Here is a 17,847-nt window from a genome sequence, read left to right as displayed (position 1 = left end):
CTTCAGGCAGCGGGCCGGTTCTGACGCATCGGTAGCTCGACGCGAAAGGTCGTGCCCACTCCCGGCTCGCTGCGTACCGAAATCTCTCCACCGTGTTTTTTAACGATGCCGTAAGACAGGGACAGACCAAGCCCGGTGCCCTGGCCGACCGGTTTGGTGGTGAAAAACGGATCGAAGATTTTCTGCAGGATGTCCGGCGCAATCCCCGCGCCGGTATCGGCAACCTCCACCCAGGCGGTTTCCTGTTGTTGCCCGATGCGCAAGGTGATGGTGCCGCGCTCAGGGCCCATGGCCTGAGCGGCATTGACCACCAGGTTCATGATCACCTGATTGATTTGTGACGGCAGGCACTCGATATCCGGCAATGGCTGATACTCCTTGATCAGGTCAGCCTTGTACTTCAGTTCGCTGGCGACGATGTTCAGGGTCGACTCTATGCCTTGCTGCAGATTGGCCCACTGCCATTGCTGATTGCTGTCGACCCGGGAGAAATCCTTGAGGTCTTTGACGATCTGCCCGACCCGGCCGATGCCGTCCTTGGATTCGCGGATCAGCACCGGGATGTCTTCGAGGAGAAAATCCAGATCGACGTCTTTGCACAATTGCTCAAGGCGCGCAGCGGATTCGCCGTCCAGGGCCTGCCCGAGTGTCTGGCAGGCATCGCGCAGACTCAGCAATTGTTTGAAGTAGCCGTCCAGGGTGCCGAGGTTGGAGGAGATGAACCCGATCGGGTTGTTGATTTCATGGGCCACGCCGGCCGCCAGTTGGCCCAGTGAGGCGAGTTTTTCCGACTGTACAAGCTGACTTTCCAATTGCTTGCGCTCGTCGATTTCTCTTTGCAGTGCTTCGCTGGCCTGCTTGAACTGGGCCGTGCGGCGATCCACCAAGTGTTCCAGATGATGCATTTGCAGTGAGGCTTTTTCTGTCATCTGCCATTTGGTCAGCAGCGTGTTGGCCATTTGTTGGACTTCGATGTTGTCGAACGGCTTTTTCAGGATCAGCAAGCGGTCATGAGCTTGCAGGCGGTTGAGCAGTTCGTCCCAGGAATAGTCCGAATAGGCGGTACAGACCACCACTTGCAATTTCGGGTCGTGCTGCCACAGGTGTTCGATGGTCTTTGCCCCGTCCCAGCCATCGGGCATGCGCATATCGACGAACGCCAGTGCGTACGGCCGTTGTGCCTGCAGTGCTTGAATCAGTTTGCCCAGGCCTTCCTCGCCACCATAGGCCGAGTCCAGCTCGAACAGGGGGCGCTCGGGCAGCACCTGAGCGCCGAACAGCGCGGCCTCCATCTCATCGAGTTCTGCAGACTGCGCGGTGGCCGGGGTCAGAATCTTGCGAAAGTCCTCATGGATCGACGGCATGTCGTCGATCAGCAGGATACGGCGGTTCGACGGCTCGCTCATGCGTTCTCCGTTACGGTAATCAGCGGGATTTGCAAGGTGAACAGCGCGCCCGTGCCTGGCCCGTCACTGTGCGCGGTAAGGTGCCCGTTCATCTCGATGGCGGCCAGGGCACAACTGTGCAACCCGAAGCCGTGACCTTCCTTGCGGGTGGTGAAGCCGTGGGCAAAGATTCGCGTCATGTTCTCCGGAGCGATGCCTTCGCCATCGTCTCTGACGCTGATTTGCAAAAAGCTGTCCTCGACGGTTTTGACGCCCAGGGTCATGGTGCGCTGCCGATTGCCAAGGTCGGACATGGCATATTTGGCATTGCTGATGAGGTTGATCAGGATCAGCAGCAAACGGTGCTTGTCGCCCATGACTTGCGGCACGTCACCGTATTCCCTGACCACGGTGACGTGGTGCCGGGTCAGTGCTCCGGCGTTCATGCGCAAAGCGTCTTCGAGCAGTTCGTGAATGAACAGCGGCTCGGTCATGCTGCTGGCGCCGGCGTAGGACTGTTGCGTGGCGACGATGTCCTTGATGTGATCGACGCTTTTGCTCATCTGGTTCAACTCGTCGACCATTTCCTGCTGCTCCTGGGCAATGGCACCCACCAGTTGGTTGAGGTAACCCGGGAGCAATTTGCCCTTGGCGTCTTCGCTGAGGAAGGCGCCGAGATCATGAGGGTGTTCGTTGACCAGTTGCATGGCTTTGCCCATACCCTGGGTCTTGCTGCTGCGCAGTTTGCGCGCAATCAGATCGGTGGAAATGTTCACGCTGTTGAGGACATTGCCAACGTTATGCAGCACGTTGGTGGCAATCTCCGCCATGCCGGCCTGACGGGCGGCGGCCAGCAGTTCGCTCTGAACATTTTTCAGCTCGCGGGTGCGCTCTTCCACCCGTTGTTCCAGCACGTCGTTGGCGGTTTGCAGTGCGTTATTGACCCGATTGATTTCCGCGAAACTGCCGATCAGACGAATCGCCAGCCACACCAGCGACAACATCAGCAGCACGGAAAACACCAGCAGATAAAAGTGGTATTGCCGGTCCAGCAGATCAGCGCGCTGTTGATCGCGATCGAGCAGGGTGGTGATGGTGTCAAGACGTTCGGCCACGGGTATGGCCTCGATGCTTTCGAGCAGTTGATTGACCACCGGTTGCTCGCGTGCAATCAAGGCAATGTGATTGCTCAGGATTCTGATCGGGACCTGAAATTCCTGCGGCAGGCGTTGCGCATTCACTGCCAGTTTGTTCAGTCCCACCTCGATTTCGGCGGCCTTGTCGGTGCTGGTGACCTGGGCAAACTCCAGCGCACTGAGCAGCAGGTCATACGTATCGGTGGTGATGTTCTGCAGTTGCAATTTGTCGAAATCGGCGAGGTCGGCCAGTTGCTGCTGAATGTCGTCCTCGGCCGTTGGCAGAAAAGCCAGTGAATTACGCAACAGGGCGTTATGGGATTTGAACTGTTCGACCAGACGGGATTTCTCCCGCATCGCTTGCAAATAGCCTTGATGGGCCTGATTCCATTGCGCCGAATCGTGGCGTCCGTGGCCGGACTCGATAGCGTCGAAGCGCGCCCAGAGCTGGTTCATCTGGTTCATGGGCGACACCAACGGATCGTAGTCATGGGAGATTGCCACCCGCGCCTTCAGAACCTCGTTTTCCCACAGTGAATCCTGTTGTTTGATCTGCCGAATCAGGTCCCGTGATTCGGTGTAGGTCATGGTTTCATCGGCGCTGTACTTCACATAAAGAAACAGCAGCACCGAGGCCAGCACCAGGGCGACCAGGGTCAGCAACAGCAGGCTGCGCCGGCGTGAGGACTTCATCATGGTGCGCCTTCCCACTGGCCGGTCAGGGTCTTGAGAAACCCGATGATCAAGGTTTTGTCTTCCTCGCTCGGCATGCGTCCCAACTGGTACTTGAACATGATGTCCACCGCCTGTTCGAGCGTCTGCGCCGAGCCATCATGAAAGTACGGGGCGGTCAACGCGACGTTGCGCAGACTGGGTACTTTGAACACCGAGCGATCGGCTTCATCGCCGGTGACATTGAAGCGTCCCAGGTCGGCTGCCGTCGGCTTGCCGCGATCGGCGATGTAGTCGCCGAATACACCGAACTTCTGAAACATGTTGCCGCCGATATTCACGCCCTGATGGCAGGCGATGCAGCCGTAGTCCTTGAAGCGTTGGTAGCCTTGCTTTTCTTCGTAGCTGAGGACGTCGGTGTGGCCCAGAAGGTACTGATCGAAACGCGAACCGGGCGTCAGCAATGTGCGCTCGAAGGCGGCCAGCGCTTGCTGGATATTGGTCTGGGTCACCCCGTCGGCATAGATCGCGGTAAAGTCGCGGCGGTAACCGGGGTCGCCAGCGATGCGGGCGATAACGGTGTCCCAGTTGCTGCCCATTTCGTGAGGGCTGGTGACGACAATGTGGCTTTGCTCCTCCAGAGTTTCGACCCGGCCATCCCAGAACTGGCGGAAATTCAGACTGGCATTGAATACCGTCGGCGTGTTGACGGCTACCGGGTTGCCGTCAACACCCAGGGAGAACGCGCGGTTGTCGGCGCCGTTGGTTGCCAGTTGATGGCAGCTGGCGCAGGACAGGGACTGGTTGGCGGACAACCTTGCGTCGTGAAACAGCTGACGGCCGAGGGCAACGCGCCTGGCATCCTGGCTGACGATTTCGGGCAAGGGCTTGAGTGGTTCGTTCAGCGGTTCTGCCGGAACCTGGCAACACAGGCTGCACAGTGCCAACGCCAGCGTATGTCGGCGAAGGTTCATGGGCGATCGTCTGCCTGATCCACAGACCGTCGCCCGGCGATCGGCGCGTACAAACGCCGTGCTCACGTCAGACGATCTGCGGTGTTGGTCGCCGTTATTTTCAGAAACATCCTTTTCCCCCATGACTTCCGTTCCAGACTTTGCCCCCGACTACCCTGTTGAGCGTAGTTGGCCGCTCGGGACTTCGCCTGCGGGTCGGCCCTGAAGTTTTGCGTGGCCGGCGGAAAAATCATCTAGCCTTTCCCCAGATGCAGACAAGCGCGGTGCCGGATCGCTGCGTCATTAACGTTCACTGTTTCGCTGAGGCCATGCCATGGAAGTCCAATCCACTCCGACGACAGGTCACCGACCCAAAGTGCTGCTGGTCGATGATGAAGAGTCGATTCTCAACAGCCTGCGCCGTCTGCTGCGCGGCCAACCCTATGATGTCCTGTTGGCCACCAGCGGTGCGCAGGCGCTGGAGATCCTCGCACAGCAGCCGGTGGATCTGGTGATGAGTGATGCGCGGATGCCCAATATGGACGGTGCCTCGTTGCTGGCGCAGGTTCGCCAACAGTACCCGGCCGCCCAGCGCATCATGCTCACTGGCTATGCCGACCCCGACGCCATCATCAAGGCAATCAATGACGGGCAGATCCACCGTTATGTCAGCAAGCCGTGGAATGACGAAGAGTTGCTGTTGATTTTGCGCCAGTCCCTGGAACATCAGCATTCCGAACGCGAGCGCCAGCGTCTGGAGCGCCTCACGCGCCTGCAAAACGACCAGCTCAAGCAGCTCAACAGCGCGCTGGAAAAGCATGTCGCCGCGCGTACCGCCGAGTTGCAACAGACTGCCGACATGCTCGACCTGGCGTACGAAGAACTCAAACACAGTTATGTCACCGGCACGGAAGTGTTTTCGCTGCTGGCCAACCTGCGTTTGCCGCCTGCCAAGCAGACCAATCGACAGATCATCGAACTGGTGCGCGGCTACTGCAAGGCGCACGCCATCGATGAGGCGTCCAGCCGTGACCTGGCCATGGCGGCGGCCCTGTATAACATCGGCAAACTCAGCTGGCCCGACACCATGATGGCCTCCCCGTCGGATCTGCTGCGCCATACCGATCGTGAGCGCTATCGCAGCTATCCGAAGCAGAGCGAATCGTTGCTCATGACCCTGGATCCGATGAAAGACGCTGCGCGCCTGATTCTGCATCACCAGGAGCGCTGGGATGGCAGTGGTTTTCCCGATCGACTGAAGGGGGAGGCGATTCCGTTTGGTTCGCGGCTGCTGAAGCTGGCCGTGGACTTCGTCGAGCTGCAGCGCGGTCTGATACTCGAACGGCAGATGAACAGTGATGAGGCGCTGCTTTATCTGCGCCAATACAGCGGCAGGTTGTACGACCCGCAACTGGTCGAGGATTTCATCAGCGTATGTGCCGCGTTCCTCAGCGATATCACCCTGATCGATCCGGACGTCAAGGTGCTGACTACCCGTGAGCTGGTTGCAGGGATGAGCCTGGCGCGCAACCTCAATGCCGATAACGGCATGCTGCTGCTCAATGCCGGCAAAGTATTGAGTGCTCTGCTGATTGAAAAACTGATCGCCTTCGAAGCGATGGAAGGTGGCAAGTATCGTATTTTCGTCAAAGTCCCCCAAGACGATCCGGCGTTGCTGCAAGCCGAGGGATGAAAGGCATGACGGCATGGGGCTGGCGTGGGATCCTTGCCTTTTTGACCCAGGGCCGTTCCTTCCATGACGCTTGCATCCGCCGTTTCGCCTCGCCTCATACACATCGCCGCAGCGTTGCTGCTCAACGCTCAGGGCCAGACCCTGCTGGTGCGCAAGCGCGGCACCACGGCGTTCATGCAACCGGGCGGCAAGATCGAAGCCCAGGAGTTGCCGGTGCACGCGCTGGCCCGCGAGCTGGAAGAAGAATTGGGGCTGGCGATCGATCCGGCGCGGGCGGTGTTCCTCGGTCAGTTTTGCGCCCCCGCCGCCAACGAGCCGGGGTTCGTTGTGCATGCCGACATTTTTCAACTGACGATCGACGCTGACGTGATCCCTGCAGCCGAAATCGAGGAAGCCATCTGGGTCGATCCGGCCACTGATCCGGCACTCGAGCTGGCGCCATTGACACGCGAGCATATCCTGCCGTTTTATCGCCGTTCACTGACTGCGCTCGCCTGATCATCCCTGCCAAGGACGTTGCCATGATCCCGCTCGAAGACCTGCTGATCTTTGCCGCCGCTGCACTGCTGATGGTGCTGACGCCAGGGCCGAACATGATCTACCTGATCTCGCGTTCGATCTGTCAGGGGCGCCGGGCGGGAGTCACTTCGTTGCTCGGCGTGGTGGGCGGGTTCTTTGTGCATATGTTTGCCGCCGCGGCCGGTCTGACCGCAGTGTTTCTGGCTGTGCCGATGGCCTATGAAGTGTTGAAGTGGGCCGGTGCGCTGTACCTGTCATGGCTGGCCTGGCAAGCGCTGAAACCCGGCGCCCGCTCGCCGTTCGAGGCGCAGCAATTGCCGCCGGACTCGTCGCGCAAACTGATCACCATGGGTTTTCTCACCAGTGCGTTGAATCCGAAGATTGCTGTGTTCTACCTCTCGGTATTCCCGCAGTTCATCAGCCCTGAGCACGGCTCGGTGTTTACCCAGAGCATTATCCTTGGCCTGACGCAGATCAGCGTCAGCTTCAGCGTCAACCTGTTGATCGCGCTGTTCGCGGCCGGCATTGCTTCGTGGTTCGTGCGCAATCCGACGTGGCTGGCGTTGCAGCGTTATTTCATGGGCATGGTGCTTGGCGGCCTCGCGGTGCGCCTGATGCTCGAACAGCGCCGGACGGCCTGAGATGTGGATCGAGCGGCTGGATGCCAGCCATGCCCTGGCTTATCGCCAATTGATGCTGGAAGCCTACGACCGTCATCCGCAGGCGTTCACTTCCAGCGTGCGCGAACGGGCGGTGATGCCGCTGAGCTGGTGGGAAGGGCGGCTGACCAGCAAGCTTGATGTGGTGTTGGGGGCGTTCGACGCCGGCACGCTGGCCGGTATTGTCGGCCTGGCTTTCGAACCACGCGAAAAGGCCCGACACAAAGCCACGCTGTTCGGCCTGTATGTTTCAGCAGACTTTCGCCGCCATGGTCTGGGCTTTGATCTGGTCCAGGCCGCTTTGGCCGAAGCGCAAAGGCACCCGCTGCTGAAACTTGTTCAACTCACCGTTACCGCTGGCAACGACGCGGCTTTCCAGTTGTACCAGCGCTGCGGCTTCATTCAGTACGGTCTCGAACCACTCGCAGTGCGCGTCGGCGAAGACTATTTCGACAAGATCCACATGTGGCGCCAGCTCTGATCCAACACGACAATCCTCGTGGGAGCGAGCCTGCTCGCGAAAGCGCTGTATCAGCAAACATCTTCGGCGACTGACACGACGATTCGCGAGCAGGCTCGCTCCCACAGGGGGATCTTCCGCACAGAAGAATCAGCGTACGGCGCTGACCCCATCAAGGGTGGAAAACGAGGTGTCCTTGGCGGTCAGCAGGAAATCGCGCATGTACGGCGCGTCAAGCATGTCGGTGCGGATCGCCGCATACAGCGTCGCGAACAAACCTTTCTCCCCCAACCGCTTGCCCTTCACATAACCGCGCGAGCTGTATTCATGCAGCGCCCAGTGCGGCATGCCGCAGACACCGCGGCCGCTGGCGACCAGTTGCATCATCATCACCGTCAGCTCCGACGTGCGCACCTGCGCAGGCTCGATGTCGGCCGGTTCAAGGAAGCGGGTGAAGATGTCCAGACGATCACGTTCCACCGGGTAGGTGATCAGCGTTTCAGTGATCAAGTCTTCCGGGACGATGTACGGTTTGCTCGCCAGTGCGTGCTGATTGGCCACCGCGAGCATGGCCTCGTAGGTAAACAGCGGCACATAGGTCAGGCCGGCGATCTCCAGAGGGTCGGAGGTCACCACCAGATCCAGATCCCCCCGGGCAAGGGCCGGCAGTGGCGCAAAAGAGAACCCCGAGGCCAGATCCAGTTCGACCTCCGGCCAGGCATCACGAAACTGGTCGATGGTCGGCATCAGCCACTGGAAACAGCTGTGGCACTCGATGGCCATGTGCAAGCGCCCGGCAGTGCCACCGGCCAGACGGCCGATGTCGCGCTCGGCGGCACGCAGCAATGGAAGGGTGGCGTCGGCCAGTTGCAGCAGGCGCAAACCGGCGCTGGTGAAGCGTACCGGTTTGGTCTTGCGCACGAACAAGGCCATGCCCAGCCGTTCTTCAAGCTCCTTGAACTGGTGGGACAGTGCCGACTGCGTCAGGTGCAAGCGGTCGGCGGCATCAACAAGGCTGTCGGCTTCACGCAGGGCGTGCAGGGTTTTCAGGTGACGGATTTCAAGCACCGAGGGCTCCATGAGGAAAACTTTTGACTGGTACGATTATCTTGAGTTTGTCTCATGATCTCGCGCTTGTCGATCAGAGGGGCTGCGTTTGTCTCAGGTCGGCCAGATTGCCACCGACGGTCATCACAGACAGCGGTGGCGATGGCTGAGCGTTCAGACGTTTTCGAAATGCCTCAGTACCACTGACTGTTTGCTGATCTTTGCATACGGCAGCGTCGCGTCATCGGCATGGGTGAGAAACCGGTGTTGCGGCAGTTTCACGTGGCCAGTTTCAATCAGGCTGACCACCGGCGTGGCACTGAAGTAATGAAAGTGCACATACCACAACAGTCGTGCAGGCTCCTCAGTGATATTCCAGATTTCATACTCCTGCATATAGTCGGGACGATTGCCGCGCTTGCCCAAATATTTGATCGGTTGCATTTTGCGTATTTCAACAACCTTTTGCTCGATGAGGTCGTCGAGCATGCCGTCAGTGGGCTTCTGGCTGGTCAATGTACGTTCGGTACGCAGGGCTCGCCCCGCAATCTTCAACTCAGCGGCCTTGTCGCGTAATTGCTGCACAAGCGGGTGCCCGGCCGATCTGGCTTCAATGCGCTCGGCCCGGCTGATGAGCTCACTGGCCTGGGTATCCATCATGTGTTGCAGATCAACAGGCAGCATGCCGCGGTCGGCATGTCCCAGTACGTTGGCCCGATAGGCGGGCACCTTGTCCAGACTCTGTCGGGCGAAGTTGACCAGTGCGGCAAGACTCACCTGGGGCGGAGCAGGGCGGGCAAGCTGACTGCGAGTGCTGATCAGCCGTGCATAACCATCGCTTCCTGGTTCCCAGGTTTGCACTTCGCCTTCCCTGAGCTTGCGTTCGTACAGGCGCCGCTGCGCCGTGGTGTCCCATTTTTCGATCCCGTACATCAGTTCGCCGTCGACGCTGGTAAACACGCGCAGGACTGGCTGGCCCCTTTTTTTCGGTTGAGGCGGATCGATAATGCCTTTGCGGGCGCGGCTGGCGAACTGCTCCAGCCCGTCGAGCAGCGGTTCGATGTCGTCTGCATGGAAGTGCTCTGGATAGGCGGCGACCCAAATGGCCATGTGCCGTCGAAAGCGGGTGTAGACGTCCAGGCAGTTCTGGAGCATGCGGCTGCGCTGTTGGGGGATCGTTTGAATATCCGGCAAGTCGTACTGGGTGTTCACGGCCAGTCTGACGCTGTCCCAGAGATCCTCGCTCTGTTCACGGAAATACATCCAGGAAACATCGTTGTCGTAGAGGTTGTCCATGACCAGTTCCAGGCGCCTGCGGATTTTGTGATAGAGCAGGCGGGCATCACTGTGTTGACGATTGATCTGACCGATATCCGTGGACCAGCCGGTCTTGTCGGATTTCACGGTAATGCGCTCGTACCATTGATTGAGCTGGTTCCTGATGGCCTCCAGCTCCTCGATTTTTTTCACATAATCCAACTGCAACTGGCGGATTTCTGCATGCAGCGCCAATTTTCGCGTTCGTGTGCCCGGCGGCAGGGCGCTCACGGTCATGCTTAAGCGCAAGATGTCGTCCGATATCATGCTTGCGTCTACGGACACGTGACGGGCGCGCAAGGCGTATCGCGCAGTCAGTTGTGCTGCGACGGAGCTTTGCACCTGGCGCACGGACTGTTGTTTGTTGCCACTGGTGAGCAGCTTCAATTCCTCCAGGGCTTGATAACGTTGAGCAAACAGGCGGATATCTTCCAGGCACGCGGTTTGCGCTGCCGGCAACAGGGCGCGCTGGTCGGCGGGGCTGGCGTTCGCGAAAGCCAGCATCGCCGCCTTGTGCGCCTCGAGCTTGCTGTCAAGGACATAAGCCAGACGTTCCGTCTCCAATGTCAGCTGCTGATGGCGACGAAAGGTGCGCTCAGCCCACCAGCGCGGCAGATATTGGCGGATCGCTGGTGGCCAGTACGGATCCAGCGTATCGGCCAGACGCCCTTGAATATTGCCGCCGCCGACCAGGCCGCCATCGAACGCGGTTCCATAGACGCCGAACCAGGTATCCCACTGACCGGTTTCATCCAGGGCAACCGGTTGCTTGTAAGTCCTGCGGGAGTTACCGGACAAGCGCCAGATGCGCGAGTCCTGGTTCAGTTCCACTTGATAGATGCGCCCCTGACGAACGATGAAATCACCGTCGGCATGCTTGTAAATGCCTCGGTAAAGCCCGTGGCCGCCAGGCTCCATACCGCTCAGCGATAATGGCTTTTCATAGTCGTAACCCTGAAAACGCGCCAACACCTGCCTGGCATTGCGTTGCGTCCGGCCATGCAGCGCCGCGACGTTGCCGAGCAGCGTGCGCAGCTGGCGGGTGCGGGTCAGCGCGCGGGTAGTACGCGCGAGGGTCGAGGCCGCCGCTTCGCCCGGCAACAGATCCATGAACGCATCGATCAACGACAGGAACATGGATTCGATTTCTGCCAGGCCTTCGGCCACCTCTCCGCGCAAAAACGCCGCCACGGCCTGATTGGCTGCATTCCAGGCGTCATACAGCGCCAGCACGGTGCCGACGAAGGGCAGCATGCCCATGGCCATTTTTATATAGTTAAAGGCGCGCGGGCCTTTCAAAGCGTAACGTTCGAAGAACAGCTCATCGTTGGAGCGCGACGTGCCGCGATGCGCTTCGATCAAGCGGCCCATGTGCGCATCGAGCAGATGGGCGGCCAGCGAAGTGCTCGCCGGCCAGGGAATGCCGATCTGGATCATGGCGTCGAAGTTTTTCTGCACTGCCTGACCGATGCGGCTGACGTGGGCCCTCACATCGCCCTGCAGGGCCCGGCCCGCGAGATACTCGCTCCATTTATCAGTGCTGCATAAGGTGAACAAACCCCTGCGTGCGGCTTCGCGGCTGGCATAGCGGCGTATGAACTGACCATCCGGGCTTTGCGGCAAATACAGCAGGGTGACGCCGCTGACCTGTTCTTCGATGAGCGTCACACCCGACAAGGTGACCGGGCCTTGGTGCGGCGTGTCCTTGCCGCCTGATTTCAGCGACACCGGCAGCAGCACGATGCGCTTGCCATGGCTCAGCCAGACCTCGGGCGTGTTGGCGTCGATGGCGATGTTCAGCACCTGCGACTCGCCAGCACTGATGTGTTTTTGCAGTCTGGCGTTTTCACTCTGGATCTTGAGCAGCAAACGCCAGGGCTCGATCAGGCTTTCGCGCCGGTGTTCGCGGACGAAGCGTGGTTCGCTGGCCGATCCATTGAATGCTGCGTAGATCTTTTGCTCATAGGCCTTGGGCAGATCCAGCTCCGGCAGAACCTTGCGCAGCCAGGTCAGGTTGACGCCATTGAGCAGGCGAATGCGATCTCTGGGCAGCGTTGCGCTGATCTCCAGGCGCATGAACACCAGGCGTTGTGACAGTGCGTCATTGAGAATGGACGGAACGTTGTCGACATTGAGCTGGGCAAGGTCTTCGAGCGACATTTTGCTGCGCGTGGCGCCGGGCACTATGACGGTCTTGCGGCGTGGTCCGGTGGGAGTTGGCTCCACGATGGTCTCGGTTTTAGTCGAATCGGGCAGTTCGACCTGCACGGAAAAATCCCCCTCGATGGCGAAATCCTTGCGCAATCGAGCGTGCAAATGTTTGCGAGTGAAATCGTCACGGGGCTCCAGCGCCAGCGTCATCAGCTTGTGACTGTTGCGCATCGCCTGGATGTAGGCCTCGATGTGCTGCTTGAGCTCGATTCGCTGGCTTTTTTCCAGATGGACCAGCCAGTGCGGAAGGTTGGTGGCGAGCGTGCCACTGCGCTCCTGCTCCTGCATGTGATGGAAACACAGGCGGCGCGCGGCGTGAACGGGAACCTGCAGCGCCGTCAGGGTGACCAGGCGCAGGGTTTCCAGAGCGTCGGCCTGCTCGGGTTTACCGCGCAAACCGGCGGCTTTCGTTTCGAAGTCGGAAATCAGCTCATCGAGGCAATAATGCAGCGGATCATTCGCGAGTTTATTCAGTTGTACGCTCGCTTGGCTGTCGAGTTCGTGGATCTTGAACACTTCACGGGCCAGTGTCCGGTGATCGGCAAAGCGCTGCAGACCGCCTCCGGCGCCAGGGCAATAGAGCAACAGGCTCGAGTCGGGCGCATCGTTCGCCGGCGTGGTGCGGCGGCTGAACACCAGTGCGCCTTTGAGCGTTTCACGCTGTACGGTGGTTACTGCGTTCGCGCTTGCGCTGAGTGACAAGCTCAGACTGGCGGCGCCGCAGTCAGCATCGCGTTCAGCGGCGAGCGGGGTATCCAGCACCGCCGTGAGCAGGTCGTTTTCGCGGCGGTCGATCAGCCCCAGCAACGCTTGCAGGCTGGCCTCGGCCCGCAAACCGTCCTTGTGCGCCTGATAAATGGCGGTAAAGGTCGAATTAAAGGTTTGCGCATCAATCACGTGCTCGCGGTAAAGCAGAGATCTGGCGGCGCTCTCGCAGGCTTGTTCGGCGCGATCCTGGGCAGCCAGCGCGTCTTGGCATTGCTTGTAGCCGTCGGCCTCACGGCCATCGGCAAGCAAACGTTCGAGTGCCTCGCGTTCGCGTTTGAGCGCGGCATGCCGCACGGCCAGCGGGATGCCGGCGTGCAGGCTGCCGAACAAGGGCGGTTCGTCACTATCGACAGCGTCCGTGGCGGCGGCTGGTTTCGCCGGCGCCGCGACGATGGATGCGCTGCTGCGTTGAAGGTCGATCAGCTCGACATGCACCAGCGCTTGCCCGGCATGTTCCCTCAAGCCGGATTTGCCTCTGTTGGTGTTTCGCAACGCGGCGATTTGGGCATGATGCCGGTCGGCAAACAAATCGCTTGCGCCGGTGATCATCGGCGCTGTGGCTGCGGTGTAATCGAAGCGCAGGATCTTGCGGGGCAGCCCTGTGGGAATCTGCACCGCGCCGGCCAGCCAGGTTTCCAGTTGCCCGCGGTTGTCGAAAGCCCGAATGCATTCGGGGCGGCAAGGCAGATACAACAGCGGGCTGGCGCGATCGCCGACGCTGATGACCCATGCGCCCGGCAGTTTGACCTTGCTCTGATTGCTCAGCACCAGTGCCGGTTTCTCGGTGTGCAGGGCTTGCCCTTTGAAACTCAGCGCAGCGGAACCCGAATCGATGACCTGACGCAGAATTTCAAGCTGCTCAGCGTTGATCGTCTGCCGGGCGAAAGCCGCATCAACAGTTGCTTCGAAATGTCGGCGATAAAGCTGCGTTGCGCGTGTGCGCCGGGTGACCGGAGTACGCGGCGCACGACCTTCCCAGAATTGTGCCCAGGCCGTGGCATGCGCCTGTTGTGGATCGAGCGCCTGGAGTTTTCCCAGCAGTTGCAGCGGCTTCAAGGCGTACAGCGGGTGATCGCGCGTCAGACCTGTGATCTGGCAGCGCTGATCGAGGTCGCTTTCCAGCGTCGGCTGTTGCACGACAAAGGCGCAAGCGTCGGTGAGGCTGACAAGTTGCTCTGGTCGGGTACCGGTGGCGGCGAAGCGCAGCGCGCTCTTTTCGCCATCGAGTTGCAGCTGTTGGCGCAGCAATCTGTTGATCGTATCGCGCAGTGCCGGGCTGGCGGCAAACAGTTCGCGCAAGCCTTCGCTGCTGTCGCGCCAGCGTTCGTTGGCCTGTTGCAGCAAACTGTGATCGATGGTTTTTGGCAGGGGCATGGAGGGCGCCAGGATTTCTGGCGCAGAGGGCGGCAAATCGAGGACAAGCGGTTCGAGCATGGCGGATGACTCGCATGGAGGAAGCGGGGCATCCGCTCCTTTGGCGGTCATTCAAGAGAAATCGCAGCGGGCGATGGCGGTACATAGATATCGTCTGCGACCACCAGGCGACCGCTCGGCACTCTTCATCAAACTGTCATGGAAGTGTGGCAGCGCGCTCGCACGAAGTTCATCAGACTCGCGCTCTACTGGGGTGCTGCGTTTTGGTGTTTTTCATGTTCAAGGGATTTCTTTCAGTCGCGGCCGCGTTGGCCGCGCTTTTGTTCGGGGCTTCGGCGCTGGCGGTGGAACGTTGCGATGTGAACGTGCCGACCGAGCATGTCGATCTGCCGCAAGTCAGCTTGGCTTATCAGAGTATCGGTCGGGCGTCCGACCCGGCATTGTTGCTGGTCATGGGCCTGGGCGGACAGTTGATTCATTGGCCGGATGAGGTCGTGGTCGCGCTGTGTCAGCAAGGCTTTCGGGTGATCCGCTATGACAACCGCGATGTCGGTCTGTCGACCTGGCGGCAAACGCCGGTAGAGGCCAACCTGACGTTTGAAGTGCTGCGCTACAAGCTCGGCCTGCCCGTCTCGGCACCGTATAGTCTGACCGACATGGCCGACGACGCACTGGGTCTGATGACGGCGCTGCAGGTCGAGCAGTTCCATGTGCTTGGCGCAAGCATGGGCGGGATGATCGCCCAGCACATGGCGGCCCTGGCGCCGCAGCGGGTCGAGAGTCTGACCCTGATCATGACCACCTCCGGCGCCGAGGGTTTGCCGGCTCCGAGTGCGGCGCTGGTGCAGTTGCTGTCGCGGCGGGGCGCACCGAACCGGGAGGTGGCGCTGGAACAACAGGCCGATCTGCTCGCGGCGCTGGGCAGCCCGGCGGTGACTGATGATCGGCAAGCCCTGCTGCAACAGGCGGCGGCGTCCTACGACCGTGCGTTCAACCCTGAAGGGGTCAAGCGGCAGATCATGGCCATTCTCGCCGAGCCCAGTCGCGTGGCGTTGCTCAATCAACTGCGCGTGCCGACGCTGGTGGTGCACGGCACGGCTGATCCGCTGCTGCCGGTGATGCACGGTGTGCACCTGGCGGCGCACATTCAGGGCAGTCAGTTGAAACTGATTCCGGGACTGGCGCATCGGTTTCAGGAGGCGTTCAAGGAGCCGTTGCTGGCGGCGGTCCTGCCGTATTTGCAGGCGCATCGTGAAGACACTTCGCATTGGGCGCAGATTGAGCCGGTGGCGGGAACAAGCCTTTTGTAATAATGATGCATTGAAAATACCGGGAAAAGTTAATCCCTTGGTAGTGTGCTGCGTGGTGCGAGAACTATTAGAGGAAATGAAGTAAGAAGTTTCTTCGCTATTCTGAATCGGTATGTCCGACTGTAATTTCTGACAGTGGCTTAATTGGCATCATTAAAATATTCTCGGCCAATGGTCTCGCGAAGCGGGACAACTATAGGGAGAATGGAAAATGATACGTTTACGCCAAGGTCTTGTTGCAGCCGCATTTTTTGCCATGCTTTCTCTTAATGCCGAGTCTGTAAAGGCAGATCAATATGATGACGCTTTTGACGCTATCGACAAAGAGAGAGCAGAGGAAGAGGCAAAAGTCGCCGAGTGGGCGAAAAGTCGAAATCCAAAACCCGATACACCTTGTATGACAGCCTGGAAAGAAAATAGCGCGAACCATAGCTGTATCTCATCTGCCATCATGGATGGTCCTAACAATGAATGCACGTTTACAAGTATTACGTGCCCGAGGGTGAACACCTCACCAAACGATGAATATTCGACGGAATCAAAGGGCGACGCTTCATCCATTCATGTAAGGACTTCTGTGATCTATGAAAACCTGACAGTGCACATCAATACTGTGAGAGGTTACTTTAATTGTGATGGCGTATTAACGGTGAAACGTTCGATTAACGATCTTGAGCCCTGCAAAAAATGATTTTCACCGGCTTGAAGTGGATTGTGTGCAGGTCATGCATGGATACGCACCCAGACCGTGACAAGCACCGTAGCCGCCATCAACCACGCCACCGCCGCCACCGCTAGCGAAGCCTCCAGGCGCATTCGATCGACCATCACATACAACGTCGCCAGATACACAAAGTACGGAATGATCGACCACATCCCGAACACGATGGTGGTCTTCAAATCGTCAATCGAACGCCCCTTGCCGACGATGTAATGCGCGATCAAGGCAAAGGTCGGAAACAGCGGCACCAAACCTGCAATGTAATAGTTTTTTGTCTTGGCCAGCGCCGCCAGAATCACGACCACGGCGGCGCCGAGTGCAGCCTTCAGTAATAGATCCATCAGTGGCTCAACCCGTATTTTTTGACTTTGTCGAACAGGGTGGTTTTCGCCATGCCCAGTTCCTGACTGGCCTGGGTCAGGTTGCCGCCGCTGCGGTGCAAGGCGTCGCTGAGCAGGTTGCGTTCGAAGGCTTCCACCGCTTCGGCAAACGCCAGACCCTGGCCGGCGCTGGCGCCGGATTTCTTGAAGGCCGGCAGGCCGAGGGCGAAGCGTTCGGCGACGTTGCGCAGTTCGCGCACATTGCCCGGCCAGTCGTGGCTCATCAGCTTCGACAGGGTCTGGTTGTCCAGTTCCGGCAGCGCGCGGTCGAAGCGCAGCGCCGATTGCTGGGTGAAGTGTTCGAACAGTTGCAGGATGTCCTCGCGGCGTTCGCGCAGTGGTGGCAATTCCAGGGTCACTACGTTGAGGCGATAGTACAAGTCGCTGCGAAATGCCCCGGCCTTGCTCGCTTCGTCGAGGTCGGATTTGGTCGCCGCGATCACCCGGCAATCCACCGCCACGCTCTGGTTCGAACCGAGGCGTTCGAGGGTGCGTTCCTGCAGTACGCGCAGCAATTTGATTTGCAACGGCAGCGGCATGCTTTCCACTTCGTCGAGGAACAGCGTGCCGCCGTCGGCGTGTTCGATCTTGCCGATCCGGCGTTTGCCGGCGCCGGTGAAGGCATTGGCTTCGTGGCCGAAGATCTCGCTCTCGAACAGGTTTTCCGGCAGACCGCCGCAATTCAGCGCGACGAACTGTTTGCTGTGGCGGCGACTGAAATCGTGCAGGCAGCGGGCGACCAGTTCCTTGCCGGTACCGGTCTCGCCTTCGATCAACACGTTGGCGGAGGTGTCGGCAACGTTGGCGATCAGCTCGCGCAGGTTCTGCATCGCCGGTGAACGGCCGATGATCCGCCCTTCAAGAGAGTCGCGTTCAGCCAGTTGCCGACGCAACGAGGACACCTCGCGGGCGAGGCTGCGTTGCTCCAGCGCGCGTCGCGCAACGTCCACCAGGCGCTCCGGCGAGAACGGTTTTTCCATGAAGTCGTAAGCGCCTTTCTGCATCGCGCCGACGGCCATGGAGATGTCGCCGTGGCCGGTGATCAGCACCACCGGCAGGCTGCGGTCGCGTTGCTTGAGACGGCTCAGCAGTTCCAGGCCATCGATGCCCGGCAGGCGAATGTCGCTGATGACGATGCCGGCAAAGTTGTCGCCGACACGCTCCAGCGCTTCTTCGGCACTGCCGACGCCGATGCAGGGAATGTCTTCGAGGGTCAGCGCCTGTTGGCAGCCGAGCAACACA

The 17,847-nt window shown here is 59.6% G+C and carries 13 protein-coding genes; 6 read left to right on the top strand and 7 right to left on the bottom strand.

From position 1 onward, the window contains the following. Window positions 1-2: 2 nt before the first annotated feature. Genes VNV36_RS09835 through VNV36_RS09825 form a run of 3 tightly spaced genes read right to left on the bottom strand, consistent with a single transcriptional unit; the run spans window position 3 to window position 4,167 of the window. Window positions 3-1,406: an ATP-binding protein gene (locus tag VNV36_RS09835; RefSeq protein ID WP_325717592.1), complete on the bottom strand. Its 1,404-nt coding sequence runs from the start codon at window positions 1,404-1,406 to the stop codon at window positions 3-5. Beyond that, window positions 1,403-3,214: a DAHL domain-containing sensor histidine kinase gene (locus VNV36_RS09830; RefSeq protein WP_325717591.1), complete on the bottom strand. Its 1,812-nt coding sequence runs from the start codon at window positions 3,212-3,214 to the stop codon at window positions 1,403-1,405. Before VNV36_RS09830 ends, VNV36_RS09835 begins: the two co-directional genes overlap by 4 nt. Further along, a complete protein-coding gene (locus VNV36_RS09825; RefSeq protein ID WP_325717590.1) occupies window positions 3,214-4,167 on the bottom strand; it encodes a cytochrome-c peroxidase in 954 nt (317 codons plus the stop codon). The genes VNV36_RS09830 and VNV36_RS09825 overlap by 1 nt, the downstream gene beginning before the upstream one ends. A gap of 313 nt (window positions 4,168-4,480) precedes the next feature. On the opposite strand from VNV36_RS09825, the gene nosR reads away from it, so the two are divergent. From nosR to VNV36_RS09805, 4 genes are all read left to right on the top strand, one after another. After that, window positions 4,481-5,839 (top strand): response regulator c-di-GMP phosphodiesterase, NosR family, encoded by a 1,359-nt coding sequence (gene nosR / locus VNV36_RS09820; protein WP_325717589.1) that lies wholly within the window; start codon window positions 4,481-4,483, stop codon window positions 5,837-5,839. A 63-nt stretch (window positions 5,840-5,902) separates the two neighbouring features. After that, the gene (locus VNV36_RS09815) at window positions 5,903-6,337 is read left to right on the top strand and encodes an NUDIX hydrolase (RefSeq protein WP_325717588.1); all 435 of its coding nucleotides are present in this window, start codon (window positions 5,903-5,905) and stop codon (window positions 6,335-6,337) included. Between the two features lie 23 nt (window positions 6,338-6,360). Further along, the gene (locus VNV36_RS09810) at window positions 6,361-6,999 is read left to right on the top strand and encodes a LysE family translocator (protein WP_325717587.1); all 639 of its coding nucleotides are present in this window, start codon (window positions 6,361-6,363) and stop codon (window positions 6,997-6,999) included. A 1-nt stretch (window position 7,000) separates the two neighbouring features. Then, complete coding sequence (locus tag VNV36_RS09805; RefSeq protein WP_325717586.1) at window positions 7,001-7,498, top strand: GNAT family N-acetyltransferase; 498 nt, start codon at window positions 7,001-7,003, stop codon at window positions 7,496-7,498. A 129-nt stretch (window positions 7,499-7,627) separates the two neighbouring features. Here VNV36_RS09805 and metR read toward each other — a convergent pair whose 3' ends face one another. Further along, window positions 7,628-8,545, bottom strand: a complete 918-nt coding sequence (gene metR, locus VNV36_RS09800) for a transcriptional regulator MetR (protein WP_325717585.1) — start codon at window positions 8,543-8,545, stop codon at window positions 7,628-7,630. Window positions 8,546-8,698: 153 nt separating this feature from the next. Continuing rightward, complete coding sequence (locus VNV36_RS09795) at window positions 8,699-14,194, bottom strand: dermonecrotic toxin domain-containing protein (protein ID WP_325717584.1); 5,496 nt, start codon at window positions 14,192-14,194, stop codon at window positions 8,699-8,701. 275 nt (window positions 14,195-14,469) lie between these two features. Here VNV36_RS09795 and VNV36_RS09790 point away from each other — a divergent pair, with 275 nt between their 5' ends. Continuing rightward, the gene (locus VNV36_RS09790) at window positions 14,470-15,504 is read left to right on the top strand and encodes an alpha/beta fold hydrolase (protein WP_325717583.1); all 1,035 of its coding nucleotides are present in this window, start codon (window positions 14,470-14,472) and stop codon (window positions 15,502-15,504) included. Window positions 15,505-15,715: 211 nt separating this feature from the next. Next, complete coding sequence (locus VNV36_RS09785) at window positions 15,716-16,195, top strand: hypothetical protein (protein ID WP_325717582.1); 480 nt, start codon at window positions 15,716-15,718, stop codon at window positions 16,193-16,195. Window positions 16,196-16,227: 32 nt separating this feature from the next. Here the strand turns inward: VNV36_RS09785 and VNV36_RS09780 are convergent, their stop codons facing one another. Then, the gene (locus VNV36_RS09780) at window positions 16,228-16,566 is read right to left on the bottom strand and encodes a GlpM family protein (protein WP_325717581.1); all 339 of its coding nucleotides are present in this window, start codon (window positions 16,564-16,566) and stop codon (window positions 16,228-16,230) included. Beyond that, window positions 16,566-17,843 carry a two-component response regulator AauR gene (aauR, locus tag VNV36_RS09775; protein ID WP_325717712.1) on the bottom strand — a complete coding sequence of 426 codons (1,278 nt, stop codon included), beginning with the start codon at window positions 17,841-17,843 and terminating at the stop codon, window positions 16,566-16,568. The genes VNV36_RS09780 and aauR overlap by 1 nt, the downstream gene beginning before the upstream one ends. Between the last annotated feature and the right edge of the window lie 4 nt (window positions 17,844-17,847).

The organism is Pseudomonas sp., from assembly GCF_035554175.1.
Classification (GTDB): Bacteria; Pseudomonadota; Gammaproteobacteria; order Pseudomonadales; family Pseudomonadaceae; genus Aquipseudomonas.
This window is presented reverse-complemented; position numbering and strand designations above follow the sequence as displayed.

What these genes read in the sequence shown, in the direction of transcription:
- VNV36_RS09815 (WP_325717588.1), top strand. Translation starts at nt 5,903, where the DNA reads ATGACGCTTGCATCCGCCGTTTCGCCTCGCCTCATACACATCGCCGCA.
- VNV36_RS09780 (WP_325717581.1), bottom strand. Translation starts at nt 16,566, where the DNA reads ATGGATCTATTACTGAAGGCTGCACTCGGCGCCGCCGTGGTCGTGATT.
- VNV36_RS09805 (WP_325717586.1), top strand. Translation starts at nt 7,001, where the DNA reads ATGTGGATCGAGCGGCTGGATGCCAGCCATGCCCTGGCTTATCGCCAA.
- VNV36_RS09785 (WP_325717582.1), top strand. Translation starts at nt 15,716, where the DNA reads ATGATACGTTTACGCCAAGGTCTTGTTGCAGCCGCATTTTTTGCCATG.
- VNV36_RS09825 (WP_325717590.1), bottom strand. Translation starts at nt 4,167, where the DNA reads ATGAACCTTCGCCGACATACGCTGGCGTTGGCACTGTGCAGCCTGTGT.
- VNV36_RS09810 (WP_325717587.1), top strand. Translation starts at nt 6,361, where the DNA reads ATGATCCCGCTCGAAGACCTGCTGATCTTTGCCGCCGCTGCACTGCTG.
- nosR (WP_325717589.1), top strand. Translation starts at nt 4,481, where the DNA reads ATGGAAGTCCAATCCACTCCGACGACAGGTCACCGACCCAAAGTGCTG.
- VNV36_RS09790 (WP_325717583.1), top strand. Translation starts at nt 14,470, where the DNA reads ATGTTCAAGGGATTTCTTTCAGTCGCGGCCGCGTTGGCCGCGCTTTTG.
- VNV36_RS09830 (WP_325717591.1), bottom strand. Translation starts at nt 3,214, where the DNA reads ATGAAGTCCTCACGCCGGCGCAGCCTGCTGTTGCTGACCCTGGTCGCC.
- VNV36_RS09835 (WP_325717592.1), bottom strand. Translation starts at nt 1,406, where the DNA reads ATGAGCGAGCCGTCGAACCGCCGTATCCTGCTGATCGACGACATGCCG.
- VNV36_RS09795 (WP_325717584.1), bottom strand. Translation starts at nt 14,194, where the DNA reads ATGCCCCTGCCAAAAACCATCGATCACAGTTTGCTGCAACAGGCCAAC.